Annotated in this window: 29 protein-coding genes; 15 read left to right on the forward strand and 14 right to left on the reverse strand. The window is 64.7% G+C overall.

Annotation, left to right across the window (positions count from 1 at the left end):
• The first annotated feature begins 48 nt into the window (after positions 1-48).
• From QRN59_RS00230 to QRN59_RS00250, 5 genes are read left to right on the forward strand one after another with little or no spacing between them, the layout of a single operon-like run.
• A complete protein-coding gene (locus QRN59_RS00230) occupies positions 49-861 on the forward strand; it encodes a DeoR/GlpR family DNA-binding transcription regulator (protein ID WP_284980522.1) in 813 nt (270 codons plus the stop codon).
• Positions 858-1865 carry a 1-phosphofructokinase family hexose kinase gene (locus QRN59_RS00235; protein ID WP_284980523.1) on the forward strand — a complete coding sequence of 336 codons (1008 nt, stop codon included), beginning with the start codon at positions 858-860 and terminating at the stop codon, positions 1863-1865. Before QRN59_RS00230 ends, QRN59_RS00235 begins: the two co-directional genes overlap by 4 nt.
• Before the next feature lie 2 nt (positions 1866-1867).
• Positions 1868-3919 carry a PTS fructose transporter subunit IIABC gene (locus QRN59_RS00240; RefSeq protein ID WP_284980524.1) on the forward strand — a complete coding sequence of 684 codons (2052 nt, stop codon included), beginning with the start codon at positions 1868-1870 and terminating at the stop codon, positions 3917-3919.
• 35 nt (positions 3920-3954) lie between these two features.
• A complete protein-coding gene (gene ptsP, locus QRN59_RS00245; protein ID WP_284980526.1) occupies positions 3955-5664 on the forward strand; it encodes a phosphoenolpyruvate--protein phosphotransferase in 1710 nt (569 codons plus the stop codon).
• 33 nt (positions 5665-5697) lie between these two features.
• Positions 5698-5976, forward strand: a complete 279-nt coding sequence (locus tag QRN59_RS00250; protein ID WP_059388405.1) for an HPr family phosphocarrier protein — start codon at positions 5698-5700, stop codon at positions 5974-5976.
• A gap of 96 nt (positions 5977-6072) precedes the next feature.
• Here the strand turns inward: QRN59_RS00250 and QRN59_RS00255 are convergent, their stop codons facing one another.
• Both QRN59_RS00255 and QRN59_RS00260 read right to left on the reverse strand, forming a co-directional pair.
• Complete coding sequence (locus tag QRN59_RS00255; RefSeq protein WP_284980527.1) at positions 6073-7023, reverse strand: DNA topoisomerase IB; 951 nt, start codon at positions 7021-7023, stop codon at positions 6073-6075.
• Between the two features lie 32 nt (positions 7024-7055).
• Entirely contained in the window at positions 7056-7535 is a 480-nt protein-coding gene (locus QRN59_RS00260) for a Dps family protein (RefSeq protein WP_284980528.1), read from the reverse strand.
• 331 nt (positions 7536-7866) lie between these two features.
• On the opposite strand from QRN59_RS00260, the gene QRN59_RS00265 reads away from it, so the two are divergent.
• The 4 genes from QRN59_RS00265 (at position 7867) to QRN59_RS00280 (ending at position 9097) form a co-directional block, all read left to right on the forward strand.
• Positions 7867-8037: a DUF2207 domain-containing protein gene (locus QRN59_RS00265; RefSeq protein ID WP_139359614.1), complete on the forward strand. Its 171-nt coding sequence runs from the start codon at positions 7867-7869 to the stop codon at positions 8035-8037.
• A gap of 94 nt (positions 8038-8131) precedes the next feature.
• Positions 8132-8308 (forward strand): CsbD family protein, encoded by a 177-nt coding sequence (locus QRN59_RS00270; RefSeq protein ID WP_059388403.1) that lies wholly within the window; start codon positions 8132-8134, stop codon positions 8306-8308.
• A gap of 66 nt (positions 8309-8374) precedes the next feature.
• Positions 8375-8803 (forward strand): hypothetical protein, encoded by a 429-nt coding sequence (locus tag QRN59_RS00275; protein WP_284980529.1) that lies wholly within the window; start codon positions 8375-8377, stop codon positions 8801-8803.
• Between the two features lie 27 nt (positions 8804-8830).
• Positions 8831-9097 (forward strand): DUF7218 family protein, encoded by a 267-nt coding sequence (locus QRN59_RS00280; protein WP_284980531.1) that lies wholly within the window; start codon positions 8831-8833, stop codon positions 9095-9097.
• Between the two features lie 298 nt (positions 9098-9395).
• Here the strand turns inward: QRN59_RS00280 and ku are convergent, their stop codons facing one another.
• Complete coding sequence (gene ku, locus QRN59_RS00285; RefSeq protein WP_284980532.1) at positions 9396-10274, reverse strand: non-homologous end joining protein Ku; 879 nt, start codon at positions 10272-10274, stop codon at positions 9396-9398.
• A gap of 38 nt (positions 10275-10312) precedes the next feature.
• Here ku and QRN59_RS00290 point away from each other — a divergent pair, with 38 nt between their 5' ends.
• Positions 10313-12904: an ATP-dependent DNA ligase gene (locus tag QRN59_RS00290; RefSeq protein ID WP_284980533.1), complete on the forward strand. Its 2592-nt coding sequence runs from the start codon at positions 10313-10315 to the stop codon at positions 12902-12904.
• A 144-nt stretch (positions 12905-13048) separates the two neighbouring features.
• On the opposite strand, the gene QRN59_RS00295 is transcribed toward QRN59_RS00290, so the two are convergent.
• Both QRN59_RS00295 and QRN59_RS00300 read right to left on the reverse strand, forming a co-directional pair.
• Positions 13049-13309, reverse strand: coding sequence for a hypothetical protein (locus QRN59_RS00295; RefSeq protein ID WP_284980535.1), 261 nt, complete (start codon positions 13307-13309; stop codon positions 13049-13051).
• 72 nt (positions 13310-13381) lie between these two features.
• Positions 13382-13609 (reverse strand): hypothetical protein, encoded by a 228-nt coding sequence (locus tag QRN59_RS00300; protein ID WP_284980537.1) that lies wholly within the window; start codon positions 13607-13609, stop codon positions 13382-13384.
• A gap of 360 nt (positions 13610-13969) precedes the next feature.
• On the opposite strand from QRN59_RS00300, the gene QRN59_RS00305 reads away from it, so the two are divergent.
• Positions 13970-14773, forward strand: coding sequence for a putative protein N(5)-glutamine methyltransferase (locus QRN59_RS00305; protein WP_284980539.1), 804 nt, complete (start codon positions 13970-13972; stop codon positions 14771-14773).
• A gap of 255 nt (positions 14774-15028) precedes the next feature.
• Complete coding sequence (locus QRN59_RS00310) at positions 15029-16615, forward strand: MFS transporter (RefSeq protein WP_284980540.1); 1587 nt, start codon at positions 15029-15031, stop codon at positions 16613-16615.
• Between the two features lie 96 nt (positions 16616-16711).
• On the opposite strand, the gene QRN59_RS00315 is transcribed toward QRN59_RS00310, so the two are convergent.
• A complete protein-coding gene (locus tag QRN59_RS00315) occupies positions 16712-17233 on the reverse strand; it encodes a hypothetical protein (protein WP_284980541.1) in 522 nt (173 codons plus the stop codon).
• 168 nt (positions 17234-17401) lie between these two features.
• Between QRN59_RS00315 and QRN59_RS00320 the strand changes: the two genes are divergently transcribed.
• From QRN59_RS00320 to QRN59_RS00330, 3 genes are read left to right on the forward strand one after another with little or no spacing between them, the layout of a single operon-like run.
• Entirely contained in the window at positions 17402-18121 is a 720-nt protein-coding gene (locus QRN59_RS00320) for a response regulator transcription factor (protein WP_284980542.1), read from the forward strand.
• Positions 18118-19485 carry a sensor histidine kinase gene (locus QRN59_RS00325; RefSeq protein WP_284980544.1) on the forward strand — a complete coding sequence of 456 codons (1368 nt, stop codon included), beginning with the start codon at positions 18118-18120 and terminating at the stop codon, positions 19483-19485. The genes QRN59_RS00320 and QRN59_RS00325 overlap by 4 nt, the downstream gene beginning before the upstream one ends.
• 9 nt (positions 19486-19494) lie before the next feature.
• Positions 19495-19896, forward strand: coding sequence for a VOC family protein (locus QRN59_RS00330; protein ID WP_284980545.1), 402 nt, complete (start codon positions 19495-19497; stop codon positions 19894-19896).
• A gap of 46 nt (positions 19897-19942) precedes the next feature.
• Here the strand turns inward: QRN59_RS00330 and QRN59_RS00335 are convergent, their stop codons facing one another.
• From QRN59_RS00335 to QRN59_RS00370, 8 genes are all read right to left on the reverse strand, one after another.
• Positions 19943-20407 carry a Clp protease N-terminal domain-containing protein gene (locus QRN59_RS00335; protein ID WP_284980546.1) on the reverse strand — a complete coding sequence of 155 codons (465 nt, stop codon included), beginning with the start codon at positions 20405-20407 and terminating at the stop codon, positions 19943-19945.
• Positions 20408-20414: 7 nt separating this feature from the next.
• A complete protein-coding gene (locus tag QRN59_RS00340; protein WP_284980547.1) occupies positions 20415-20618 on the reverse strand; it encodes a helix-turn-helix domain-containing protein in 204 nt (67 codons plus the stop codon).
• Between the two features lie 31 nt (positions 20619-20649).
• Entirely contained in the window at positions 20650-21192 is a 543-nt protein-coding gene (locus QRN59_RS00345; RefSeq protein WP_284980548.1) for a GNAT family N-acetyltransferase, read from the reverse strand.
• Entirely contained in the window at positions 21189-21644 is a 456-nt protein-coding gene (locus QRN59_RS00350) for an SRPBCC family protein (RefSeq protein ID WP_284980549.1), read from the reverse strand. The genes QRN59_RS00345 and QRN59_RS00350 overlap by 4 nt, the downstream gene beginning before the upstream one ends.
• Before the next feature lie 130 nt (positions 21645-21774).
• Positions 21775-23268, reverse strand: coding sequence for a CoA-acylating methylmalonate-semialdehyde dehydrogenase (locus QRN59_RS00355; protein ID WP_284980550.1), 1494 nt, complete (start codon positions 23266-23268; stop codon positions 21775-21777).
• Positions 23268-24293: a Gfo/Idh/MocA family protein gene (locus QRN59_RS00360; protein ID WP_284980551.1), complete on the reverse strand. Its 1026-nt coding sequence runs from the start codon at positions 24291-24293 to the stop codon at positions 23268-23270. The genes QRN59_RS00355 and QRN59_RS00360 overlap by 1 nt, the downstream gene beginning before the upstream one ends.
• Positions 24290-25177 carry a sugar phosphate isomerase/epimerase family protein gene (locus QRN59_RS00365; RefSeq protein WP_284980552.1) on the reverse strand — a complete coding sequence of 296 codons (888 nt, stop codon included), beginning with the start codon at positions 25175-25177 and terminating at the stop codon, positions 24290-24292. Before QRN59_RS00365 ends, QRN59_RS00360 begins: the two co-directional genes overlap by 4 nt.
• Complete coding sequence (locus QRN59_RS00370; protein WP_284980553.1) at positions 25174-25953, reverse strand: SDR family oxidoreductase; 780 nt, start codon at positions 25951-25953, stop codon at positions 25174-25176. Before QRN59_RS00370 ends, QRN59_RS00365 begins: the two co-directional genes overlap by 4 nt.
• Position 25954 lies beyond the last annotated feature (1 nt).

Genomic DNA, 25954 nt, shown 5'->3' on the forward strand with positions numbered 1-25954 from the left:
GATCACTGTCACTGATGTACCAGATCGCTTGTACGCAATGGAGGGTATGTGTTTGCTGAAGAGCGCCAACAGCTGATCTCCGAGCTCGTGGCCGAGCGTGGACGGGTCAGCGTCACGGACCTTGCGGATCGATTCAGCATCACCACGGAGACCGTCCGCCGTGACCTGGCTGCCCTCGAATCCGCCGGTAATCTTCGCCGCGTGCACGGCGGGGCAGTCCCGTCGGACCGCCTCAGCACCCGCGAGGAAAGCGTGGTTGAGCGGGCCATCCAGCGCCAACCGGAGAAGCTCCGCATCGCCGAGGCCGCACTTGCCCTCATCCCCGAGAACGCGGCCGGCAGCATCCTGATCGATGCCGGCTCCACCACCGAGGCCCTCGCCCGCTTGCTCGACCAGCGCACCGCGCAGCACACGTCGTCCTCCAACGGGAACACCCCGCGTGAAGAACTCGTGGTTATCACCCATGCCATCCCCATCGCCGGACGTCTCTCCGGCAACCCGCACATCGCCCTCCAGATCCTGGGCGGCCGCGTCCGCGGGCTCACCCAGGCCGCCGTCGGGCAGTCCACCGTCGAGGCCGCTTCCCGGCTCCGCCCGGACATCGCGTTCGTTGGCGCCAACGGTATCCACGCCACGTTCGGGCTCAGCACCCCTGACCCCGAAGAAGCCGCCGTCAAGGCTGCCTTCGTCACGTCCGCACGGCGCGTCGTCGTCCTCGCGGATTCCTCCAAGCTGGACGCGGAAACCCTGGTCCAGTTCGCTGCCCTAAAAGATGTGGACACCGTGATTACTGACCACGAACCCTCTGAAGAGCTCTCCGCCGCTTTGGCCGAGGCCGGCGTCGACGTGGTGATCGCATGATCGTCACCCTGACTGCCAACCCAAGCCTGGACCGCACCGTTGAGCTTCCAGCCCCCTTGGCCCGCGGCGAGGTTCAACGCGCCGTCGCCGTCCACCAGCACTCCGGTGGCAAGGGCGTCAATGTCTCCCGGGCGCTGGTCGCCTCGGGCCTGGACACCGTCGCCGTCCTGCCGGGCGGGGATTCCGATCCCGTCCTAGCGGGACTGCTCGACGACGGCGTCCCCTACGCGGCGCTTCCCATCAGTGCGCCGCTGCGCAGCAACGTGACGCTCACCGAACCGGACGGCGTCACCACCAAGATCAACGAACCCGGCCCGGAGTTGAGCCTGGACGAGCAGGAAGCCCTGATCGGGCTGCTGCTGGACCGCTCCCGTGGCGCAAGCTGGGTGGTACTTGCCGGATCGCTCCCACCAGGAGTTCCAGCGGATTTTTACGCCACAGTCGCCCGCCGGCTCCGGTCCACGCACAACGATCCGGCAAATGGCGGACCGCCGCTTATAGCAATCGATTCCTCGGGCGCCCCGCTGGTTGCCGCCATCAGTGGCGATTCACTCGGCAACATCAGTGGCAAGCCCGATCTCTTGAAGCCCAACGCGGAAGAACTGGCCGAACTGGCCGCCGCAGCAGGCCTCACGGACGTCCACACGGCTGACGAACTGGAAGCGGACCCCGGCCTTGCCGCCAGGGCTGCCGCCGCCGTCGTCGGCAGCGGTGTGGGTGCAGTACTCGCAACACTCGGTTCCAAGGGCGCCGTCCTGGTAACCGCCGACGGCGCGTGGTTCGCCACGCATCCGCCGATCAAAGCCGTCAGCACAGTTGGTGCCGGCGATTCATCCCTTGCTGGCTATCTGCTGGCCGCCACCAACGGCGGAACCTCGCAGGACTGCCTCCGTCAGGCTGTGGCACATGGTGCCGCCGCTGCTTCGCTGCCGGGCTCCACTGTCCCGGCGGTCCACCAAACAACTCCCGACGCCGTAACCATCACGGCCCTTCAGAAGGACTAACAGTGACCCAGCTCATCACCCCCCAACTGGTCTCCCTTGACCAGAACCTCGGCGATTCCCCCGCCGATGTCATCCGCTTCCTGGCAGGCAAAGTTGCCGCAGCCGGGCGCGCCTCCGAGGTTGAAGGGCTCTTCGCGGACGCCTTCGCCCGCGAGCAGAAGACCGCCACGGGCGTACCCGGCGGCATCGCCATCCCGCACTGCCGCTCAATCGCCGTGACCGAACCCGCCTTGGCGATGGCCCGGCTCTCCCAGAAAGTGGACTTCGGTGCCAAGGACGGCCCCGCGGACATCATCTTCTTCATCGCTGCACCGGAAGGAGCGGACCAGGAGCACCTGAAGCTGCTCTCCAAGCTGGCCCGCTCCCTCATCAAGAAGGACTTCACGGCGGCCCTCCGCGCGGCTGCCACGGAGCAGGACATCGTTGACCTGGTTGAAGGCGCGTTGGCCGACAAGCCGGCTGCGCATGCAACAGGGGCGGCAGCACCCGCCGCCGAGGCGGCCCCGGCCTCGGTCCATGCCGCTTCGTCGACTGGACCCAAGCGCATCGTCGCCGTCACGGCTTGCCCCACCGGCATCGCCCACACCTACATGGCAGCCGATTCCCTCGTGGCTGCGGCCAAGGAAATGGGCGTCGACCTTCAGGTTGAAACCCAGGGCTCGGGCGGATTCACCGCGTTGGACCCGTCTGTTATTGCCGCTGCTGACGCCGTGATCTTCGCAGTAGACGTCGATGTCCGCGGCAAGGAGCGCTTCGCCGGCAAGCCGGTCATCAACGCGCCCGTAAAGCGCGGCATTGACGAACCGGCCAAGATGGTTCAGGAAGCCATCGCCGCCGCGTCCGACCCCCATGCCCACCGCGTTCCGCATTTCGGCGCCGAAGAAAACGCCGAACATGCATCAGAGGCTGCCAGCGAGCACCTCGGTACCAAGGTCAAGAAGGTCCTGCTGACCGGTGTCAGCTACATGATCCCGTTCGTCGCCGGTGGCGGCCTGCTCATTGCCTTGGGCTTCCTCCTAGGCGGCTACGAGATCGCCGGTGCGGCCGATAAGATTCTTGGCGCGAACACGCTTGGCAGCCTGCCCACGGAGTTCCCCGCGCACGCCTGGGGCCCGCTGGGCGCGTACCTCGGCGCCGTGCTGTTCAAGATCGGCGCCTTGTCACTTGGCTTCCTTGTCCCTGCATTGGCGGGCTACATCGCCTACGGTATCGCGGACCGGCCCGGGATCGCTCCCGGCTTCGTCTCGGGCGCTGTCGCCGGATACATGGGCGCCGGCTTCCTGGGTGGCCTGGTAGGCGGCCTGCTGGCTGGTATCACTGCACACTGGATCGGCACCTTCAGGGTTCCGCGCTGGCTGCGCGGCCTCATGCCCGTGGTCATCATCCCGCTCGCGGCCTCGATCGTTGCATCCGGGCTCATGTTCCTGGTTCTCGGCGGTCCCATCGCTGCGATCACCAAGGGCCTCAACGCCTGGCTGTCCGGCATGACCGGCGTCTCCGCCATCGTCCTCGGCATCATCCTCGGCCTCATGATGTGCTTCGACCTGGGCGGTCCCGTCAACAAGGTTGCCTACTCCTTCGCCGTGGCCGGTCTCGGCGCCGGAAGCGTAGCCAACCAGGCTCCCTGGCAGATCATGGCAGCAGTTATGGCGGCCGGCATGGTCCCGCCGCTCGCCATGGCACTGGCAACCGTGCTCAACAAAAAGGGCTTCAGCCTGGCCGAGCGTGAAAACGGCAAGGCCGCCTGGCTGCTGGGTGCTTCCTTCATCTCCGAAGGGGCGATTCCGTTCGCCGCTGCCGACCCGCTGCGTGTCATCCCAGCCAGCATGGTGGGCGGCGCAGTGACAGGCGCCTTGAGCATGGCGTTCGGGGTCACCTCGCAGGCTCCCCACGGCGGAATCTTCGTCTTCTTCGCCATGAACAACTTCCTGTTGTTCTTCGGCTCGATCGCTGTCGGCGTGGTCATCACCGCCCTTGTCCTGCTTGCGCTGAAGCGTTGGGCAGTCCGGAAGCCGGTTGAGGCAGAGCCCGTTCCGGCCGTCGTCGCAGCCTGACCCCACCGTCAGCAAGCAAGTAGAGGACTAAATCCATGCAGACCTTTTCAGGTGTAGGCGTTGCCCCCGGACGTGTTCTGGGGCCGGTGCGGCAGATGCCGAAGCCGGTCCAAGAGCCTCACGTGAACGTCAACATTCCTGCGGACGTTACCGTCGAATCGCAGGGCCAGCGCATCAAGGATGCCGCCAAGGCCGTGCAGGCGGAACTCCGTGCCCGAGCCGCGACGGCGTCCGGCGAAGGCAAAGAGGTCCTGGAAGCAACTGCCCTGATGGCCGCCGATCCCATGCTGGTGAAATCGGCCATCAGGCTCCTCTCCCCCGAGGCGCCGGGCGGCGCACGTACGGCCGAGCGGGCCATCTGGGAGGCAGCTGCCACGGTTGCCGACTCGTTGAAGGCCCTCGGCGGCTACATGGCCGAGCGCGTGGCCGACGTCCTGGACGTCCGTGCCCGCATCGTCTCTGAACTGCGCGGGCTGCCCGCTCCGGGGATCCCGGCGTCGGACGTTCCGTTCATCCTGGCCGCCGAGGACCTCGCGCCGGCAGACACCGCCACCCTGGACCCCGCCAAGGTGATCGCGCTGATCACCTCAAGCGGCGGCCCGCAGTCCCACACCGCCATCCTGGCCCGCGCCCTCGGCCTGCCCGCGATCGTCGCCGCCCCGGGGGTCGACGAGATCGGAGACGGCACCGAGGTCTACCTCGACGGTGCTGCCGGCACCATCACGGTTGACCCCGGCGAAGAACTCAAGCTTGCGGCCAAGGCTTGGGCCAACCAGGCGTCTACGATTGCCGCCTTCAGCGGGAACAACGCCATGGCCGACGGGTTCCGGGTTCCGCTGCTCGCCAACGTCGGTACGGGCGCCGACGCGGTCAAAGCCGCCGACGCCGGTGCCGAGGGCGTCGGTCTGCTGCGCACCGAATTCTGTTTCCTGGATCGCGACGACGAACCAACCGTCGAGGAGCAGATCGCCGCCTACGGCGCTGTCTTCGCCGCGTTCCCGGGCAAGAAGGTGGTGGTCCGAACCCTCGACGCCGGCGCGGACAAACCCCTGCCGTTCCTCACCAACGCGGATGAACCCAACCCCGCGCTGGGCGTCCGCGGGTACCGCACCGACCTCACCTCGCCCGGCGTCCTCGAACGCCAGCTGGCGGCGATCGCCGCGGCAGAGGCCGCCAACCAGGCCGAAGTCTGGGTTATGGCCCCCATGATCTCCACGGCCGAGGAAGCCGCGCATTTCGCGGCCCTCTGCGCTGCCGCCGGGTTGAAGACCCCCGGCGTCATGGTTGAAGTCCCGTCGGCCGCCCTGACCGCCGCCTCCGTGCTGCGCGAAGTCAGCTTCGCGTCGCTCGGAACAAACGACCTCACCCAGTACGCGATGGCCGCGGACCGGCAACTCGGCCCGCTCGCCACGCTCAATGACCCCTGGCAGCCCGCCGTGCTACAGCTCGTGAAATTGACCGCCGACGGCGCTGCTGCCGCCAGCGTGGGCAGCACCGCCCGGCCCGTCGGAGTATGCGGCGAGGCAGCCGCGGACCCCGCCCTCGCCGTCGTACTCGTTGGACTGGGCGTAGCGACGCTTTCCATGAGTGCACGCGCCCTGGCTGCCGTTTCGGCTGTCCTGGCAACTGTTACCGTGGCACAAGCCCAAAAGCTCGCGTCGGCGGCACTGGCCGCCCCGAGTGCATCCGCCGCGCGCCAAGCCGTTCGTGCCCAGCTGCCTATCCTGGACGAACTGGGTCTCTAGACTTTCCCCAAGCCCACAATCGAAGGAGCAACAATGTCCGAACGTACCGCCACCATCGCCAGCCGCGTCGGTCTGCACGCCCGCCCGGCGGCCATCTTCGCCGAAGCCGCCGGCGAGCTGGACATCGAGGTCACCATCGCCCGCGAAGGCGAGCCGGCCGACGATGCAATGGACGCCGCCAGCATCCTGTCCCTTATGAGCCTCGGAGCTTCATTCGGCGACGTCGTAGTACTGCGCGCCGAGGGTGCCGGGGCCGACGAAGCGCTGGACCGCCTCGTGAAGATCCTCGAAACGGACCACGACGCCGAGTAACCCCACTGAGCATGCTCTCCCTTGGCACTCAGGGATGGACATATTCCTAATATGTTCCTTCTTCGTAGCCAACGGGGAGCATGCTCATTGTTTAATTCAGGGCAATGACGTCAGGTAGGCCGCAATATCCGACTCGGTGGCGCTCAGCTGTTCGAAATCACCGGCAAGGAAACCCTCCACGACGCGCGGATCGACGTAGGCTGCCCTCGCCACCGTAGGCGTGTTGCCGAGCAGTTCGGCGGCTTCCTTGATCGCCTCGAGGACTCGCTGGCGGGCTGGCACATTCGATCTGCCTGCGAGCGCCATGCCGGCTGCCGCGGTCCCTTTCCAGGTGCGGAAGTCCTTGGCCGTGTAGTCGCCGCCTGTGATGCGGCGAAGGTACTCGTTGACCATCGAGGCGTTCAGGGAGACCCTGCCCTCACCGCACTGGAAGACGAGCAGTGCTTCCTTGCCGGGCCTCCCCGCCAACGGTCCGAGGAACCGGGCCAGCACAGGGTCCTCGATGGTGGAATCCCAGGTTTGACCGCTTTTCCCCGGAAAATGCAGGGAAACCGTATCCCCATTGACCTTTACGTGTTTGCACCTCAGCGTGGTGAGCCCGTACGAGCCGTTGCGGCGCGCGTAGCCATCGGATCCAACGCGCAAGGCGCCGAGATCCATGAGCCGCACGGCCGCGGCCAAGGTTTTGGTCTTCTCCGACGCTGACTCCCGCAGATGGCGGGAGATGAGACGACGCGCCTGCGGCAGGAGGGCTCCGAGGCGCGCAGCCCGGGCGAACTTTTCAGCATCTTGGCGAGCCCGCCATTCCGGGTGGTAGATGTATTGGCTCCGACCGGCGTCGTCCACTCCCATTGCCTGGATATGCCCGTTCTCGAACGGGCATATCCAGACGTCGGTCCACGCAGGAGGAATCGCCAGCGCTTCAATGCGCTCGCGCTCCCCACCCGTGATTAGCGATCCGTCCGGATGGTGGTAACTGAATCCGCGGCCGGACCTTCGCCGGGAAATGCCCGGAGTGCCGGGTTTGCTGCGGCGGAGCCGTGGCATGCTCTGGCGCCGCTTGCCTGGCTTCCCGGTTCCTAGGCTTCCTGCGGGTCTGCCACTGAGGCACTGGCCGACATGATCTCAGCACTGATCATCCAGGCCAGCTGCTCCAAACGGGCAATGAACGCGTGGAGGAGGTCTGCCGTCGTGGGGTCTTCTTCGTCTACTTCGTCGTGGACATCACGCATGGTCTGGACAGTCCGTTCCAAGCGGTCGGTGATCAGCTTCACGGCGTCCTTGGTTTTGGTCAATCCCGCGGGGAATTGCTCCAACCTGGTTGAGGCAGCGACGGTGCTGCTCCGGCCATCGGGAAGGGCATGGAGCGCCCGCATCCTTTCAGCGGTTTCGTCGGCGAACTCCCGGGCGGCCGCGACGAGTTCGTCTAGTTGCAGATGCAGGTCCCGGAAATTGGCGCCGACAATGTTCCAATGGGCCTGTTTTCCCTGGAGCTGGAGTTCAATCAGATCCGTCAGGACCAGCTGGAGATTATCTGCCAGGGATTGCGATGCTTTCACGTTTTCTCCTCCTAGACGACCATCCGATGCGTGTGCTGGAAACCGGCGCACGCCCTTCCGTTTACCCTACGACGATATCCAAAAATTTTTATCAGTGTACTTAGTACTTGATTTGATAAGGGTGCTTAGTAGTACCATGGAGGAAGTCGGTGACGGTTGGTACCGGATGAAAATTCCGGAAAACGGGCGGCATCCGCTGTAACTAAGACCTCGCACGGGGTCTGGGGGCCTGGTGGGGAACCACGGTTCGCAAGCGAACTGACAATCGAGTACATCGCAAGGGGCCCGGGCGCTTGCCGGCGGTCCCACTGAAAGTAAGGAATGTGTCATTGTGAACACTCTTCTGATCATTGCAGGCGTTGTGGCAATCGTTCTTCTGCTCGTCGGCGGTTTCTCGCAGGCCGTGAGCTGGCTCCTCTGGGTCGGCGTGGTCCTCCTGATCGTCGCGGCCATCGGCTGGCTTCTCAGCTTCATGTCCGGCCGTAGGTCACACGGCGTTTGACCGACAACAGCATTTGGGACGCCTGGCCCCATCGGCCGGGCCCACACCGCTTGGCGGAATGAAGTAAATCCATTACCAGCAAAGGAGTACGTCCATGGGTGCAGATGACAAGATCCAGAACGCCGGAGAAAAGCTTGCGGGCAAATCCAAGGAAGCGGCTGGAAAGCTGACGGGTAACGAGAGGCTCGAAGCCGAAGGCAAGATGGATCAAAGCAAGAGCGACCTGAAATCGGCCGGCGAAAAGGTCAAGGACGCTTTCAAGAAGGACTAAATCCGCTCGAAGTGCGGCTTCCGCGTCGCGCGGGAGCCGCACTTCCCGCTTCAAGGAGTTAAGTCGATGCCGACTATCTCTGACCCGATCGTTCCCGACGGCGCGCCTCACCCCAGGGCGGAACGAATCTGGTGCGGCACTTGCCGCACTGCCGAGCACGTGATCCTGGATTCCATCGAGCCGCTCAAACCACCGGTGGCAGACCTCGTGGATGTCGCTTACACCTGCGTGGAATGCGACACGTTCTATGCCCATGCTGCGACCTTTCAGGACGTCGCGGCCATCCTGAACCAACGAGGTTCGGTATCAGGTGTGCTGCAATTCGGCGGCGAATACATCCATTGCGGTGAACCTATGAAGATTTCGGGAACCGGATTCCACAGCGTGTATGCGCCGATGTCCACTGAGGACCCCGCCGTCGACCTTCTCGACGTGTACCTGGCGACAAAGGTGTTGCAGTGCCGCTGCGGGTTCCGGATGGAGCTTCCGTCTTAGCCGGCATCTTGACCGCAGGAGGAATGCATGCCAAACAAGAAGAATCCCAGCCTCAAGGATCCGGAACTCTACGAAACCCTCAGGGAGGATGGCGCCTCGAAGGAGAAGGCCGCCAGAATCTCGAATGCCGCTGCCAAGGAAGGCCGCAAGGAAATCGGTCATCGGGGAGGCACCTCGGGCGACTATGAGGACTGGACCGTGCCCCAACTGAAGTCCCGGGCCAAGGAACTGGGGCTCACAGGGTACTCAGGCAAGAAGAAATCCGAGCTGATCTCGGCGTTGAGAAACCACTAGGCCATCCAAGGGACATGCCCTCCGCTCGGGCACAAGAATGGACATATTCGGATCATGCCCATTCCTCGCTTCACACGAGGGACTTGTCCAGTGCTCCTGCGCGGGCCACGAGCGATATGTGCTCTCCGCCTTGGGAAGAACCGCCCCGGTCCCCAAGGGACATGCTCTCCGCTCGAACCCAGAAATGGACATACTCGGATTATGCCCATTCCTCGCTTCACACGAGGGACATGTCCAGTGCTCCTGCGCGGGCCACGAGGGACATGTCCAGTTTTCACGAAGCGCACGACGGCGCGCGTCAGGCTTTCTTGACCCTCGACCTGGGCTTGCTGGCCGCTTTGCCGGTGGCGCCGTCGTCGGACTCTTCAGTGGACGACCCGCCGGACGCTTTGCCGCGCTTCTTGTCGAGACTCCGCTTGAGGGCTTCCATGAGGTCGATAACCTCGCCGCCTTCCCCTTCGCTGGCTGCGACACCGAACGTTTCCTCGGTGTCGATGGAGTCTCCCTTTTCGAGTTTGGCAGCGATGAGTTGTCGCAATTGGACTTGGTAGTTGTCGGTGTATTGCTCGGGCTCGAAGTCGCGCGCCATGGAGTCCACCAGGGCCGAGGACATCTCGAGCTCCTTGTCCGAGATCTTGACGTCGGTTTCCAGCGACGGGAAGTTGGCCTCGCGGACCTCGTCATCCCAGAGCAGGGATTGCAGCATCAGGACGTCCCCACGTACGCGCAAGGCCCCGAGCCGGGTCTTCTGCCGGAGGGCGTACTGCACAATGGCCACGCGCTCGGTGTCCTGCAGGGTACGCAAAAGCAGCATGTAGGCCTTGGGGGACTTGGAATCCGGCTCCAGGTAGTAGGGCCGTTCGTACATGATGGGATCCAACTGCTCGGCCGGAACGAACTCCACCACTTCGATTTCGCGGCTGTTCTCCGCGGGCAGCGACTTCAAATCGGCCGCGGACAGCACCACGGTACGGCCTTCCTCTTCGTAGGCCTTGTCGATATCCTCGTAATCCACAACAGAGGCGCAGATTTCGCACTTCCGCTGGTAACGGATGCGGCCTCCGTCCTTGTTGTGGACCTGGTGGAGACTGACATCGTGGTCCTCGGTGGCGCTGTAGAGCTTGACGGGTACGTTGACCAGCCCGAACGCGATAGAACCCTTCCATATGGCCCTCATGCACTAAGTGAACATCACAACAAGGCGGAGGTGAAGAGGTGGCAACCAGCCAAAAGGAGCGCGTCAACGTTGAAGGCCACGAACTGACGCTCACCAACCTGGGCAAAATCATCTACCCGGAGACTGGCACCACCAAGGCCGAAGTGCTCGAATACTACGCCGCCGTGGCCCCGTTCCTGATCCCGGCCGCCGCCAACCGGCCCGCCACCCGGAAACGTTGGGTGCACGGAGTAGGGACCACCGAGGATCCCGGGCAGATGTTCTTCCAGAAGAACCTGGACGACTCGACGCCGTCATGGGTTCCCCGGGTCACCATCCAGCACAGGGAGCACAGCAACGTTTACCCGCTGGTCAACAACCTCGCTACGCTCACCTGGCTGGCCCAGATCGCAGCCTTGGAAATCCACGTGCCGCAATGGCAAGTGGACGCCGACGGGACCATGCTGCCGCCCGACCGCCTTGTGCTGGACCTCGACCCGGGTCCCGGCGCCAGCCTTCCCGAATGCGTCGAAGTCGCCAAGTTGGCGCGCAGCATCCTGCAGGACATCGGCCTTGATCCGGTCCCTGTGACGAGCGGCAGCAAGGGCATCCACCTCTACGCCGGCCTGGATGGCACCCGCAGGTGGGAGCAGGTCTCCGCGTTCGCGCACGAATTGGCGCGCTCGCTCGAGGCTGACCATCCGGACCTCGTCGTCAGCGACATGAAGAAGACCCTGCGCAACGGCAAGGTGTTGGTGGATTGGAGCCAGAACAGCGGGAACAAGACCACCATCGTCCCGTACTCCCTCCGCGGGCGGGCCCACCCCATGGTCGCCGCACCGAGGACGTGGCGTGAACTCTCCTCCCCCAAGCTCGAGCATCTGGACTTCGCGGCCGTCATGAAGCGCGTCAAAGAGGGAACGGACCCCTTCGCCGCGGTGGCGGCCGGGCGGTCCGGGCATGGTCCCGAGCACGGGAGCAGCGGCGCCAGGAGCGCCGGCGGCTCCAAGCGCTCCGGCGGTTCCAAAGCCAAGAACGACGACGGCGGCCCGCCCGGCGCGGCCCGCGTCAGCACCGCCGGCGTCAGCTCCGCCGTCGCTGGCACCGCCGTGAACCCGCGGCTCGCCAGCTACGTGGACAAGCGCGATCCGCAGCGGACACCTGAACCGTTTCCCGCTGTCGAACACCAGCCCGGTTCGCGCCCACTCCAGGCCGACGCGGAACCCAATCCGCCCGGCGGAATTTTCGTGATCCAGGAGCACCATGCCCGTCGTTTCCACCTGGACTTCCGGCTGGAACACAACGGCGTCCTGGCGTCCTGGGCCTTGCCGCGGGGCGTGCCGGACACTCCGGCCAAAAACCACCTCGCGGTGCGCACGGAGGACCACCCCATGGAGTATGCGCAGTTCGCGGGCATCATTCCGAAGGGCGAATACGGTGCCGGAACGGTCAGCATCTGGGATAGCGGCGAGTTCGAGTGCGAAAAATGGCGCGACGGCAAGGAAGTCATCGCCACCCTCACCGGCAAACCCGGCGGCGGCTTGCACGGCACCCGCCGCTTCGCGCTCATCCACACGGGAGAGTCGCCGTCGCAGTGGCTGATCCACCTGATGAAGGACAAACCGGGCCATCGGGCGGTGCAATTGCCTGACGCCCCGCCACAATCGAACGGGACTCCCAGCTATGCGCCCATGCTCGCAACATCCGGAACCACGGCCGATGTCTCCTCCGGCGACTGGCTGTTTGAGCTCAAGTGGGACGGATTCCGGGCCATCGTTTCGGGTTCGGGCGGCAAGATCAGGTTGACCAGCCGCTCGGGGATCGACATGACACCCACGTATCCCGAACTGGCGGATCCGCGCTACTGGCCCGACCACGACTTCGTTGCGGACGGCGAAATCGTCGCACTCGGCAAGAACGGCCGGCCCAGCTTCGAACTCCTCCAGAAGCGGATGAACCTCTTCAAACCCGGCGACGTCGAACGCGCCCGGGCCGCGGTCCCCGTGCAACTCATGGTGTTCGATCTCCTGTACGACGCCGGATCCCAAGGCAGCGCCGACCTCGCCTCCCTGCCACTCAGCGAGCGCAGGGACAGGCTGGCCGCGTTCCATGCCAAGCTGCCGGCCCAGAGCTCCCCTATCCATGTATCCGAGATTCTGGAGCATGAACTCGACGACATCCTGGCCAGCGCCGGCGAGCTTGGCTTGGAGGGCGTCATGGCCAAGCGCGCGGACAGCCGGTACCAGCCGGGGAGGCGCAGCAGGTCCTGGATCAAGCTCAAGTTGGAACGCACGCAGGAAGTGGTGGTGGGTGGCTGGCGGCCCGGCGCCGGAGCGAGGCTCGGGACCATCGGTGCGTTGCTGGTGGGGATTCCCGACGGTGACAAACTGCGCTACGCCGGACGCGTAGGCACCGGCTTCAAGGACTGGCAGCTGCGCGACATCCTGAAGCGCATGCAGGGGCTCGATCGCCCGGACTCCCCCTTCCGCGACATCCCCGCCGAGGACGCCGCCACAGCGCATTGGGTGTCCCCCGAGCTGGTGGGAGAGGTGACGTTCGGCGACTGGACCGGCACTGAAAGGATGCGCCACCCCGTCTGGCGCGGCTGGCGCCCGGACAAGTCACCCGCCGACGTCGAGCGCGCGCCCTGATGCCCAAGCAGCCCAGCCCCACGCGCACGCCTCCCGCACGCCCCCCGCACGTAGCTCAGCCCAACTGACTGGCAGCAGATGTCGTTATGAGGGCTCATAACGACATTAAGTGCGAGTCAGTTGGGCTGAGGAGGGCGAATATTCTTAAGAAGAGTGCGGCATCTGGGGACGGCTGGTGCGGTGGACCGCGGTGACCGCCGCCTGCTGGCCTACGCGGCCGTGGCTGGCGCCGCGATCCTTGGGGTGCCTGGTCTTGCCGCTACCGTCTGGCCAGGCCGTTCCTTGGGTCGAGCCCAGTGCCATTGCCACGGTTGCCGGGGCCGGCATGGGCGCCTTGTCCATGGACTCGACCAGGTGGCTGGCCACCTCGGAGTTGATTTGTTGCTCAACGTGCTTCGCAGCCATTGTTCTTCCTTTCTGCATTGAAACGAAGGGATTTTCCATACTAGGTGGGAGCGGTCCGCTTGTCTGCAGGATCTACCAGCGGACTTTCTTCTCGGACTTGGCCAGCTTGCCACTCGCTTGAGTGGGCTTGTGTCCTTTTCCAGTGCTTTGCCAGCTGTTCGCTGCCCCGCCACGGGACTTGCTGGCCAGCATCTCCTTCTGCGCGTCAGTCAGTTTCGATCTGACACCGGCAGCCGGTGCGTCGGTTTCCTGCGCTTCCGGTTCCTGCCCAGCGTCGGTTTCGGGTGTGTTCGGTGTCATGCAGTGGACTCCTTAAAGCTCTTGATTTGCCGGAGGAGGTATCGGGACGCGACGTCCGCTGCGAGACCCTGGGCCTAATAACAGGAACGGCGCGGAGGCGAAGCCTCAACAGGCGTGGATTTTTGTCGGATCAAACTCAGCGGCATCGGTGAAAGCCTGCAGTGCCTTGACTGGCATCTGCGACGAACCAGGACCCGCTGGTCTATTCAAAAATCAGTGTTCCCATGCACCCACCCTAGACACTCCGGGCCGTGTTTGTGAACCCCGGTTTTGTCGGGACCGTTTCACGCGTGCCTTCCACGTCCGCTCTCGGCTAGCATGGCCCGGAGAGCACCCCTCGGTACCCCGAAAGGCTCTCCCATGTCAGCACCCACGTTCCAGCCTTCCCATTCCGCCGTCACAGCACGGCTCCGTTCGGCCGGTTGCGTCTTCGCCGAAGACGAGGCCCGGCTCCTGATCGCCGCGGCGCACGCTCCCGGGGACCTTGACCGCTTGGTCGAACAACGCGCCTCAGGATTGCCCCTTGAATACCTCCTGGGCTGGGCTGAGTTCTGCGGCCAGCACATCGCAGTGGACCCGGGCGTGTTCGTCCCCCGGCGCCGAACGGAGTACCTCGTACGGCAGGCCGCCCGCCTCGCCCGGCCGGGCGCCGTCGTCGTCGATCTTTGCTGTGGTTCGGGTGCCGTAGGTGCTGCTTTGCTTGCCGCGGTGGGCGGGATTGAGCTTCACGCGGCCGACGTCGACCCCGCTGCGGTCCGCTGCGCCCGCCGCAATATCGGGCCTGCGGGCGGACAAGTGCATGAAGGAGATCTCTTTTCGGCCCTGCCGGACACTCTTCGCGGCCGGGTTGACGTCCTGGTGGCCAACGCTCCATACGTCCCCACGGACTCGATCGGGATGATGCCGCCGGAGGCCAGGCTGCATGAACCGCTGGTGGCGCTCGACGGCGGCGCCGACGGTTTGGACGTGCAGCGCAGGATCGCGGAGGAGGCTCCGTCATGGCTGGCTCCCGGGGGTCGGCTGCTGATCGAAACGAGCGTCCGGCAGGCCCGAACGACGGAGGCCCTGTTCGGGCACGCCGGCCTGTCCGCGAGGGTGGTCCATTCTGAAGAATTCGATGCCACGGTGGTGCTCGGAAAACTACAGCAAACCCAGCGAAAATGATCAGCAAACTGTGCGTTTCGGGGTCCTGAACCAAACAATTTGGTAATGGAGTCCCTGGGCACGCCAAAATCCGCGTGATTCCGGGGCTCTAGGCGGTACATGGATGTCAGACATTTGTACCCAAAGTGGGCCGGAATAGCCCCGAATTTCGGACTCCGACTCTCAGTTTCGGCGAATCTCGCGTAAAATTGAAACCCTGCCCAGAGCGGAGCAGCTGTATGTCGCAAGCAAATGATCTCCCTAGGAGAAACCCAAATGCCCACAGACCGAAGCATTACCGACTCTTCAGCAGGCGCTAGGACCGCCGCTGAAACGAGCAAGACAGCACCTCGCGGTGCCTCAAAACTGAAACTTCCAACACGCCGTCGACTCAAGGTATCCGACGTCAACGTCGTTGACCAGCCCATGCTGAAAAAAGCACTCGGCGGCACGATCGTCGGCAACACCATGGAATGGTACGACGTCGGCGTGTTCGGCTACCTCATCACCACGATGGGACCCGTCTTCCTGCCCGAGGCGGACAAATCCGTGCAGACCCTGTTCCTTCTGGGAACCTTCGCCGCAACCTTCGTGGCACGGCCGCTCGGTGGCGTCGTCTTCGGCTGGCTGGGTGACAAGGTGGGCCGTCAAAAGGTGCTCGCCACAACACTGTTGCTGATGGCGGCGAGCACCTTCGCCGTCGGACTCCTGCCTGGATACGCCCAGATCGGCATCTGGGCAGCCGCACTGCTCGTCATCCTGAAACTCGTCCAGGGTTTCTCGACGGGCGGCGAATATGCCGGCGCGACCACGTTCGTGAGCGAATACGCTCCGGACAAGCGCCGCGGTTTCTTTGCGAGCTTCCTGGATATGGGCTCCTACATCGGCTTCGCCCTCGGCGCGGCCCTCGTGTCCATCCTGCAACTCACCATCGGCCAATCGGCCATGGAGGACTGGGGCTGGCGGCTGCCGTTCCTCATCGCGGGTCCGCTCGGCGTCATCGCCGTGTACTTCCGTAGCAAGATCGAGGAATCACCCCAGTTCCAAGCGACCTTGGATGCCCAGGAGGCCATCGCGGCGGACGCCGCAGCGGGCGACGCCGCGGTAGCCAAGGGCCCCATCGGCATCGTCAAGGCTTACTGGCGCCAGATTATCCTCGCCATGATCCTTGCCGCGGCCGCTAACACGGTGGGCTATATGCTGACTTCCTACATGCCCACGTACCTGACCGAGTCCAAGGGCTATGACCCCGTTCACGGCACCCTGCTGACCATCCCCGTGTTGGTCATCATGGCAGTCTGCATCCCGCTGACGGGCAAGCTCTCCGACCGGATCGGCCGCCGGCCCGTCCTATGGATCGGCGCCATCAGCACCGTCGTGTTCGCCATTCCGGCCTTCCTGCTGATCGGCATCGGCGATATTTGGTCCACGCTTGCCGGTTTGGCCCTGATCGCCTTCCCGGTCACGTTCTACGTAGCCAACCTCGCCTCTGCGCTGCCGGCACTCTTCCCGACGTCGAGCCGTTACGGGGGAATGGGCATCGCCTACAACTTCTCCGTAGCGATCTTCGGCGGCACCACGCCGTTCATTGTCGCTGCCTTGATCCAGGGCACCGGCAACGACATGATGCCCGCGTATTACCTCATGGGCACGTCCGTGGTTGGCGCAATCGCCATCTATTTCCTGCGCGAATCCGCGCAGCGTCCGCTCCCCGGCTCCATGCCGAGCGTTGACACCCAGGCCGAGGCCCGCGAGCTGGTGGCAACCCAGGACACCAACCCGTTGATCGACCTGGACGAAATGCCGTTCGACGACGGCACCCTCGTAGCAGCGGAGCCGGACCGGGAGCACGTCCCGGCCTAAGCACAGGCGGGCGCGGACTGCGGGCGGCCCGCGTCGGCAGAACAAGGCTGGTTATTTGTAGCGGGATCGCCACAAATAACCAGCCTTGCTTATCGTTCAGGCCTTACGGTCGGCTTTCTGCTCCTGCAGCCTCTTTGCCTGTGCCTGGATCTTCGGGCCGTAGCCGCCGTTCAGGGCGGTGTCCCTGATGTGGGTGGCCTTCGCGAGCCGATCACCGTCCGCCGCATCCTTCAGCGCTTTCAGGTCCGCCTGCAGCGCGGCTGGAAGCTTTGCGGCCAGCTTCGGGCGCTTGTCCAGGATGAAGGTGGCGATCTTCGCGGCGCGCTGGCCGTAGTTCGGCTTGCTGCTGTCACCGTTCACGAAGAACCGCAGGCCAACCGCCAGCGGGTGCCGCGCCAGCGCCGTTTTCGCTGCGACGGCAGCTGTCGCGGCCGTCGCCTCGGGCTGGGAGGTGGCTGCCGCCGTCGCGCTTGTGTTGCTCGAGGTAGCTGCGTTGGCGGCGATCACGCCGCCGCCCAGCAGGAGGCCTGCTGCCAGGACGCCGACGACGGCGGTGCGTGCTTTGGTGCGCTTGGAGCCCTGAGCGGGGGTACTGGAGGTCGGGGTGCTGTTGTTCATGGTCCGTGTCCTTTGTTCCGGCCGGTGGTCTATCCGCCGGCGCTCTGCACCTCACTCTGCTCCGGCCGCATGAACTGACTGTTCGGCCAATGTTCGAGGAATGTAAAACCGTCCCCGCCGGCTGACAAGGACTCTCCCGGGGCTCCGTCATTGCTGTTGAATGGACGCATGGAGGACAGCCGAGGATTGGTGCTGATTGCCGAGGACGAACAGGCAATTGCCGATATCCAGCGCCTATATCTGGGGCGCGCAGGTTTCGGCGTACATGTTGAGCGGGACGGGATTTCCGCGCTGGCACAGATCAAGCGGCTCAAACCGGTCGCGGTGATCCTGGACGTCGGGTTGCCCGGCATGGACGGGATCGAGCTCTGCAGGCAACTGCGGCAGGCGGAGGACTGGACTCCGGTGCTGTTCGTCACGGCCCGCGATGAGGAAGTTGACCGCGTCCTTGGCCTGGAACTGGGCGCCGACGACTATCTGACCAAGCCGTTTTCGCCCTCCGAACTGGTCGCCCGGGTCAAGGCGGTCCTGCGCCGGACCGAAGGAACCCCACGGTCCAAACCGCTTGTGCTGGGCAGCGTCGAACTGGATCCGCTGAACCGGACCGCACGCGCCGGCGCCGAGGAACTCACGCTGACCGCCACCGAATTCGACCTCCTCGCATACCTCATGGCCCAGCCTGGCCGTGTCTTTTCCCGCGAGCAGCTCCTGTCCGCCGTGTGGGGGCAGGCCAGTTATGCGGCCGGGCGGACAGTGGATGTGCACATCGCGCAGCTCCGCGCCAAGCTCGGCGGGCACTCCCCCATCACGACGAGCCGCGGCGTCGGCTATTCGGCCGCGGCTCCCCAAGCGTCCGGGCCCCGCCCCGGCGCCGGGGGAGCCACGTGAGGCGCTGGTTCGGCACACTGGCCGGGCGCACGACGGCGGTGATCGCCGCCGTCGCGACTGTCGCCGTCGTGCTTGCGGGCCTTCTGGCGGCGCAACTGGTCAACGCCACGGCGGTGGACGAAGCCAAGAAGTATCTCGCGGTTGAGGCCGATTCCCTGAGCAAGCAGTCAAGCCTTGGAAGCCTGCAGGACCTGCGCGCAGATCTGCTCACGCACGGGGCGAGGCTCGCGCAAATCGGCACCGACGGCCGCGTTACAGGCGGCGGAGCAAGGCTGGTGGATGCGAAGACCGTGGCGGATGTACTGGCCGGAAAGTCGGTCTCGACGTCGGTGAACGGTCCGCAGAACACGGTGGTCCTCGAAGCCCGGCCCTTGGCGGCCGGCGGCGGCGTGGTACTGGCGCAGCCCGTGTCCGAAATCAGGGCGGCCGCCGCTCCCCTGCTGAGCCGCATGCTGATCGCCCTCGCGGTCTGCCTCGTGTTCGCCATCGTGGCCGGCGGCCTGTTGGCCCAGTGGTTGAGCCGGCCGTTGGTGCGCACAGCACATTCGGCCCATCGGCTCGCCGCAGGAGAACGATCCGTGGCTGTGGCGCCGGGCGGGCCGGCCGAAGTGGTGGAAGTTTCGCAGGCGCTGGCGGCCCTCGACGCCGCACTCCGGACCAGCGAGGGGCGCCAACGAGAGTTCCTGCTCTCCATTTCGCATGAAATCCGGACACCCCTGACCGCTCTGCGGGGCTACGCCGAGGCCCTTGCCGATGGCGTGGTCAGCGGAGACGACGTGAGCGGGGTCGGGCAGACCCTCGTGGCCGAAACCAACCGCCTGGACCGTTTTGTCCGCGATCTCCTGGAATTGGCACGGCTTGAGTCCGATGATTTCCGGGTGGAGCTGCAGCCAGTGGACGCATCCTTGATCCTGCATGAGAGTTGGCAGGCCTGGCAAGCGGTCTGCGTCCAGAACGGGATCGCAGGACGGCTCGAACTGCCCTCGGGGCCTTTGCCGGTCCGCAGCGATGGCCAGCGGTTGCGCCAAGTGGTGGACGGCTTGCTGGAGAACGCCCTGCGTGTGACCACTGAAGGCTCTCCCGTTGTCCTCGCCGCTTACCCTTCCGGCAGCGGGCTCACCGTGGAAGTGCGCGACGGCGGGCCTGGCCTCACGGAGGCGGATGCCGCCGTCGCGTTTGAACGCGGTGCGCTCTTTGCCAGATACAGCGGACAACGGCCGGTTGGTAGCGGGCTGGGTTTGTCCATCGCCGCAAGGATCGTGCAGCGGATGGGTGGCCGCATCAGTGTGCGCGCTGCGCCTGAGGGCGGCGCGGCATTCGTGGTGGAGTTGCCGGGCATTCCCGCGGGCTCCCGGCAAACGTAGACTCTGCGCATGGCTGATGTTCCAGTGGGTTCGCTGCACCACGTAGAGATTTGGGTGCCTCACATCGGCCGTGCCCAGGAGGAGTGGGGCTGGCTACTAGCTGAGATGGGCTACGAACAATTCCAGGAGTGGACCGATGGCTGCAGTTGGAAACTCGGAGGCACGTACATCGTGATCGAACAGTCCACGGCTCTCACCGGAAGCACGCACCGCAGGACGGAGCCCGGGCTCAACCACCTCGCCTTCCATGCTGGCACCAGGGAGAACGTGGACCGGCTCCGGGAGCTCGGCGCGGACTCGGGCTGGTACGAGATGTTCGAGAGCAAATATCCCCACGCCGGCGGGGCCGCGCACTACGCCGCCTATCTTGTGAATACTGACGGCTACGAGGTTGAGCTGGTGGCGGGGTAGGGGACCGGGGAGGGCGACGCTGCGGGCTTTCCGAAGTCATCCATCCCTAGGACTCCGGGCTCCGCAGCCGGACCTTCAGGGCCGCCGTATCCACGCCCAGCTTATTGAGCAGGACGGCGGCCGGATCGGGTTGGTGCCGCTCCAGCAGTGCGAGCAAGAGGTGCCGCGTGGTGATCCGGCGGGCCTTCTCCCTGGTGGTCAGTATCAGCGAGTCCTGAATAACCGAGCGGGCGGCCGAGGTGAAGGTGGTCCGGCTGCTTCCCTTGGGCGCACTCAGGGGGCCGAAGTCCCCCAGCGTGATGCCAACCGATTCAAGCGCCTGCTGGTCGAGGGCATCGAGCTGGGCGCGGGCGGATTCGAGGTCCGTCTCCAAAGTCCGGCAGCTCTCCGGATCGTGGAGCAATCCCAGCAGCAAATGGTCCGTGCCGATTCTCCGGTCCCCACGGCGTTTGGCTTCCTCGGCGCCGGCATGGACAGCGGTTCTGGCTTCGCCGGCAAATCGTTCAAACATGGCAGGCTCACTTTCCGTATTTGGCGTGGACCGACTGCTTGGAGACACCCAAGGCATCACCGATTTGCTCCCAGGACCAACCCTGCTCCCGCGCGAGGGCCACGTTGGTGGCCTCGACTTTTTCGGCGAGGCGATGCAGGGCACCGACGGCGCGGAGGCCGGTTGCCGGGTCCGTCGCCGGGATGTGGGAAGTCAGCTCATCACCATTCATGCTGTCAGTTTGAACTGACAACGCGAGCCTGTCAATACAGACTGACGGAATCTACTTGGGCGGCGATTGACCTGACGCGCCGCCGCATGCCGATCCTCGGCCAACGGCTCAGGCCGAGCAACGCCTCGCACTCCAGGATGCCCCGGAGTCCGTCGTCCAACATCTCCGGGTCCAGCTCCTCGAAACCCAGCCTGCGATAGTAGGGCGCATTCCACGGAACATCGCGGAAAGTGGTCAGGGTCAGCCATTCCAAACCCTCGGCCAGTGCCCACTTTTCAGCAACATCGAGCAGCTCTCTTCCGAGGCCTTGCCGCGCATGCGACGGGTGGACACTCAACTGCTCCACGTGCGCATTTCCGTCGAGGTGCTCAATCAGGAGATAAGCCACGGGAACATCAAACGCGTCGGCAAAGACCAAAGCACCGCCGCGCGCCTGGTAGAGAGCCAGCTCCGTGACGGTCAACGGCTCGTCGTCTGCGATGGCGTCCATTCCGCAAGAGCGGAAGATCTCCCCCGCGGCGAATTCGATCCCGCGAAGCCGTTCCAGTTCGTCTGCGCGGGCCACCCTGATCATGCGGCGGCACCGTTGCGGGCGAGGTATTCGTTGCGCTGCTCGATGAGGTTCCGCAGGTATCGCCCCAGGAAGGCTTTCTCCGCAAACCGGCCCACGACGCCGAAGGGCGCCGCGAACTCGACGCGATCGATCATGAGCGTGCCGCCGTCGTCGGGAAGGAACTCGTGCACGTGCCGGAAGAACCGGAAGGGACCCCGCACCTGCTCGTCCGTAAAGGAATCGGGGAGGCGAAACTGGGTGATGCGGCTGCTCATTCGCAGGGGTACAGCGAAATGCCAGGCCTGCCAGGTGACCTCGTCGCCTTCAGAGAGCAGGCCGGACACGACGCCCGCAACCGCACGTTCCCGGGACTTGGCCATGGAGCCGACGTGCGCGTCGACGTTGCGGGCGAGATCGAAGAGTTCCTCCGGTTCCATTCCGATATGCGTATGGCATGTGAACGACACAGTCATGGTTCGATACTGCCACCGTTTCGAAACCCCCGTCGACCCAACTAGCTCGCAGTTGTTGTCGTTATGAGGCTCCAAAACGACACTAACTGCGAGCCAGTTGGGTGGGTGGCTGGGCCCACGCCGGTGGGGACTAGTTGGACGGGAAGTTATACGACGCTCCCGAAGCGTGTGTCGACTCAGGCCAGCGGGAGGTGACGACCTTGCCTCGGGTGTAGAAGGAGACGCCCTCCGGACCGTAGATGTGCTTGTCCCCGAACAGGGACGCTTTCCATCCCCCGAAGGAGTAGTAAGCCACTGGAACCGGCAAGGGCACGTTGATGCCAATCATGCCGACGTCCACGGAGCGCTGGAACTTCCGGGCGTTCGCGCCGGAGGAGGTGAAAATCGCGGTGCCGTTGCCGTAGGGATTGGCGTTGATCAGCCTGATGCCTTCATCCAGGTCTTCGACGCGGACGACGACGAGGACGGGTCCGAAGATTTCCTCGGTGTAGGCGCTCATTCCGGTCCTGACGTGGTCGATCACGGTGGGGCCGACCCAGAAGCCCTCTTCGTGGCCGGGGACCACGAGGTCACGGCCGTCCACGACCATCGCGGCGCCGGCCTGCTCCGCCTCAGTCACCGTCTTGACGATGAACTCCCGGGACTCGGGGCTGATCACAGGACCCATGTCGGCGTCGGCCTCGGTGCCGTTCTTGACCTTGACGTCGAGGGCACGCTCTTCGACCTTCTTCACCAGCAGATCGGCGGCATCGCCGACGGCGACCGCAACCGAGATTGCCATGCAACGCTGCCCGGCGGAACCGAAGGCCGCTGCGGCCAGGTGGTCGGCAGCGTTGTCCAGGTCGGCGTCGGGCATGATGATCGCGTGGTTCTTCGCCCCGCCCAAGGCCTGGACCCGCTTGCCGTGGGCCGTTGCCACTTCAAGGATGTGCTTCGCAACAGGGGTGGAGCCCACGAAGGAAATGGCGTCCACGTCCGGGTGCGTCAGGAGTCCGGAGATGACATCGCGGTCACCGTGCAGGACCTGGAACACCCCGTCGGGCAGGCCGGCGTCCTTCCACAGCTTTGCAAGCAGCATCGCGGCCGAGGGCACGCGGTGGGAAGGCTTGAGGATGAACGCGTTGCCGGTAGCGATCGCCATCGGAGCCATCCACAGCGGCACCATCACCGGGAAATTGAACGGGGTAATGCCCGCCACCACGCCGACGGGCTCCCGGAACGAGAACACATCGATGCCGGTGGAGACCTGGTCCGAGTACTCGCCCTTGAGCAACTGCGGGATGCCGCAGGCGAACTCGATGACCTCCAGGCCGCGGCCGATCTCGCCCTTGGCGTCGTTGAGGACCTTGCCGTGTTCGGCGGTGATCAGGGCCGCGAGTTCGTCCACGTGCGAGGCGACGAGCTCGCGGAACTTGAACAGCACGGAAGTGCGCTTGGCCAGGGAAATGTCGCCCCAGGACGCCGCGGCCTCCTTGGCGATGGCAACCGTCGCGTCCAAATCCGAGCGGTTGGCCAGGCGAAGCTGGGCCGTCACGGCACCCGTGGCCGGGTTGTAGACGGGCTTGGTGCCCGTTCCGCTACCGGCAGCCTCGGCTCCGCTGATGAAGTGGTTGATGATGGTCATTACTGCTCCTGTAGTAGGTGGTGCTCCACGGCATGTACGTCGTTGACATCCCGTGGCAAGCCGGTGGCTAGTGATTCCTGGAGCGCCAGGCGCACAGCCAGGTTCTGTTCGGTCAATTCCCTCTGGACGAGCTCGGGTCCAGAGTTGCGCACCCACGCGCTGAACCGTTCGATTTCAGTCTTGAACGGGTCTTCCCCGATGTCGACGGACTCAGTCCGGCCGTCGCGGAAGGACACCGTAACGCGGGCAATTTCGCCCGGATCCGGGTCGAAGGCCTTGTCCAGGGTGATCTGGCCTTTCGTGCCGATGATCTGGAACGTGTTGGTGCGCGGGCCCTCGAAACCGCAGTCCAGCGTTCCCAGGACGTCCCCGTAGTCCAGGATCGCGGCCATAGTGGTTTCCACCGCGTCCGTGCGGCTTGTGCCTTTGCCGAAGACGGTTTGCGGCGCGCGGCCCATGACCATGTTCATGATGTCGACGGCGTAGCATCCGACGTCGTTGAGCGCACCTCCGTCCATTCCCTGCTGGAGGCGGACCTCGCCTTCGCTTCGGTCCATGACGAAGTGGAAGCGGGCGTGCATGGACACCAACTCGCCGATCTTGCCCGAGTCGATGAACTCACGGACCTTCTGGTGCTGGGGATGGAAGCGGTACATGAACGCTTCCATAAGGTTCACCCCGTTGCGTTCGCAGGCTTCCAGCACCCGGCGATAATCGTGGGTGTTGGCGACGAGCGGCTTTTCGCAGAGGATGTCCTTTCCAGCCTCTGCGGCCGCAACAATCCAGTCGGCGTGCAACGAGTTGGGGAAAGGAAGGTAGACGGCTTCGATGCTTGGATCGGCCAGCAATTCCTCGTGTGAAGAATAGGCGACCGGGATGCCGAAGCGCTCGGCAACTTCGGCTGCCCTTCCGTTCGGGCTGCTGACGGCCGACGCAACCGCGTTCCGGGCCCGGCTCATGGCTGGCAGGAACCGACCTTGGGCGATCCGTGCCGTGGTCAGCACTCCCCAGCGGACCGCGCTCATCGGTTGATTTCCGTTTCGAGTTGACGCAGGAAGGCCACGGACTGACGGACATCCCGGACCGGGCCGTCGTCGGTAGGTTCGGCTTCGAGGATGGTGTCCTGCTCCATAGTGAACCAGCCCTCGTACCCGGCGCCCAGCAGGTCGCGGACGATTCCGGCGATGCCGACGTCGCCTTGTCCCAACGGCACGTACATGCCTGATTTGACGCCGTCCGTGTAGGAAATTTCGCCGGCCTGGACACGCTGCGCGACGGCCTTGCGCACGTCCTTCAGGTGGGTGTGGCCGATTCGTGAGGCGTAGTCGCGAACCAGAAGGGCCGGGTCGGTTCCGCCGATCAGCAGGTGGCCCGTGTCCAGGCACAGGTTTGCGGCGGTGTCGTTCAGGACCCGGTTCACGTCCGAGGTGCTTTCGATCATGGTTCCGACGTGCGGATGGACCACTGCCTGGATGCCCTTGTCCGCGGCTGCCTTGACCACTGCGTCAAGGTTCCTGCCGAACAATTCCCAGCCTTCGGCGTCGAGCTCGTGGCGCTGATCGTAACCTGCAACGCCGGTCTCCGCCGCGAGGACCATGACGCTGGCCCCGGCAGCTTCGTACGCATCCAGCTCAGCCGCTACGACGTCCAAGGGGTTCTTGGACGAATCGTGCAGGATGACGGGGAAGAATCCGCCGATCGCCCGGAGGTTGTGGCGCTTCAGCACTTCCGCGCGCTGGGCAGCCTCTTCAGGGAGGAACCCCGCGGGGCCGAACTCGGTGGCGCTGATGCCCAGCGCCGTCATTTCCGACAGGACCCGGTCCGCCTCGAGCTGATGGCCCCATCCGGGGACTTCACAGACGCCCCAGGAAATGGGTGCTGCGGCAAGGCGCTTGGTGATGGTGCTCAATCTGATCCTCCGTATACGTTCTGGTCCCAGTCGATGACCGAACCTGTGACAACACCGCTCCGGTCGGAGAGGAGAAAGACAATGAATTCGGCGATCTCGTCCACTTGTCCGAGCTTTCCCATGGGGACGGACGCGTTGGCTTTCTCCAGCCAGTCGTCCCCTGCGCCGTGGAATTTCTTCTGGGTCTCGGCTTCGCCGTCCGTGGCGGTCCAGCCGATGTCGAGCCCGTTGATGCGGATCTTGTCCCAACGGTGCGCATGTGCGGCGTTGCGGGTTGCCCCGGCCAGGCCGGCCTTGGCTGCCACATACGGCGCCAAGTACGGCTGCCCGCCGAGTTCGGCGATGGAGATGACGTTCACAATGCTTCCTGGCACACCCCTGCTACAAAGATGCTTGATCGTTTCGGCCATGATGAAGAACGGCGATTTCAGGTTCACCGCGATGTGCGCGTCGAAGAGCTCGGGCGTGGTGTCCAGCATGGTGCCGCGGGTGGTCAGGCCGGCCGCATTGACCGCGCAGTCGAGTTGTCCGAAGACGTTGATCGTCTCGAGCACCGAGTTACGGGCCTGTTCGACGTCGGCAAGATCGGTCTTGATGAACCGGGTCTCGACGCCCGATGCCGTGATCTCCGCAGCGAGTCGTTCACCCGAGTCCGCGTTCCGGCCTGTGACGGCGATGCCGGCCGCACCTTCGGCCGCCGCACGTTTCGCGACTCCGGCGCCCAACCCCTGGGTGCCTCCGCTGATCAGGATGACTTTGTCCTGGAGAAGTGGCATG

The sequence above is a fragment of the Arthrobacter sp. efr-133-TYG-118 genome (genome assembly GCF_030209755.1).
In the GTDB taxonomy this organism is placed as follows: Bacteria; Actinomycetota; Actinomycetes; order Actinomycetales; family Micrococcaceae; genus Arthrobacter.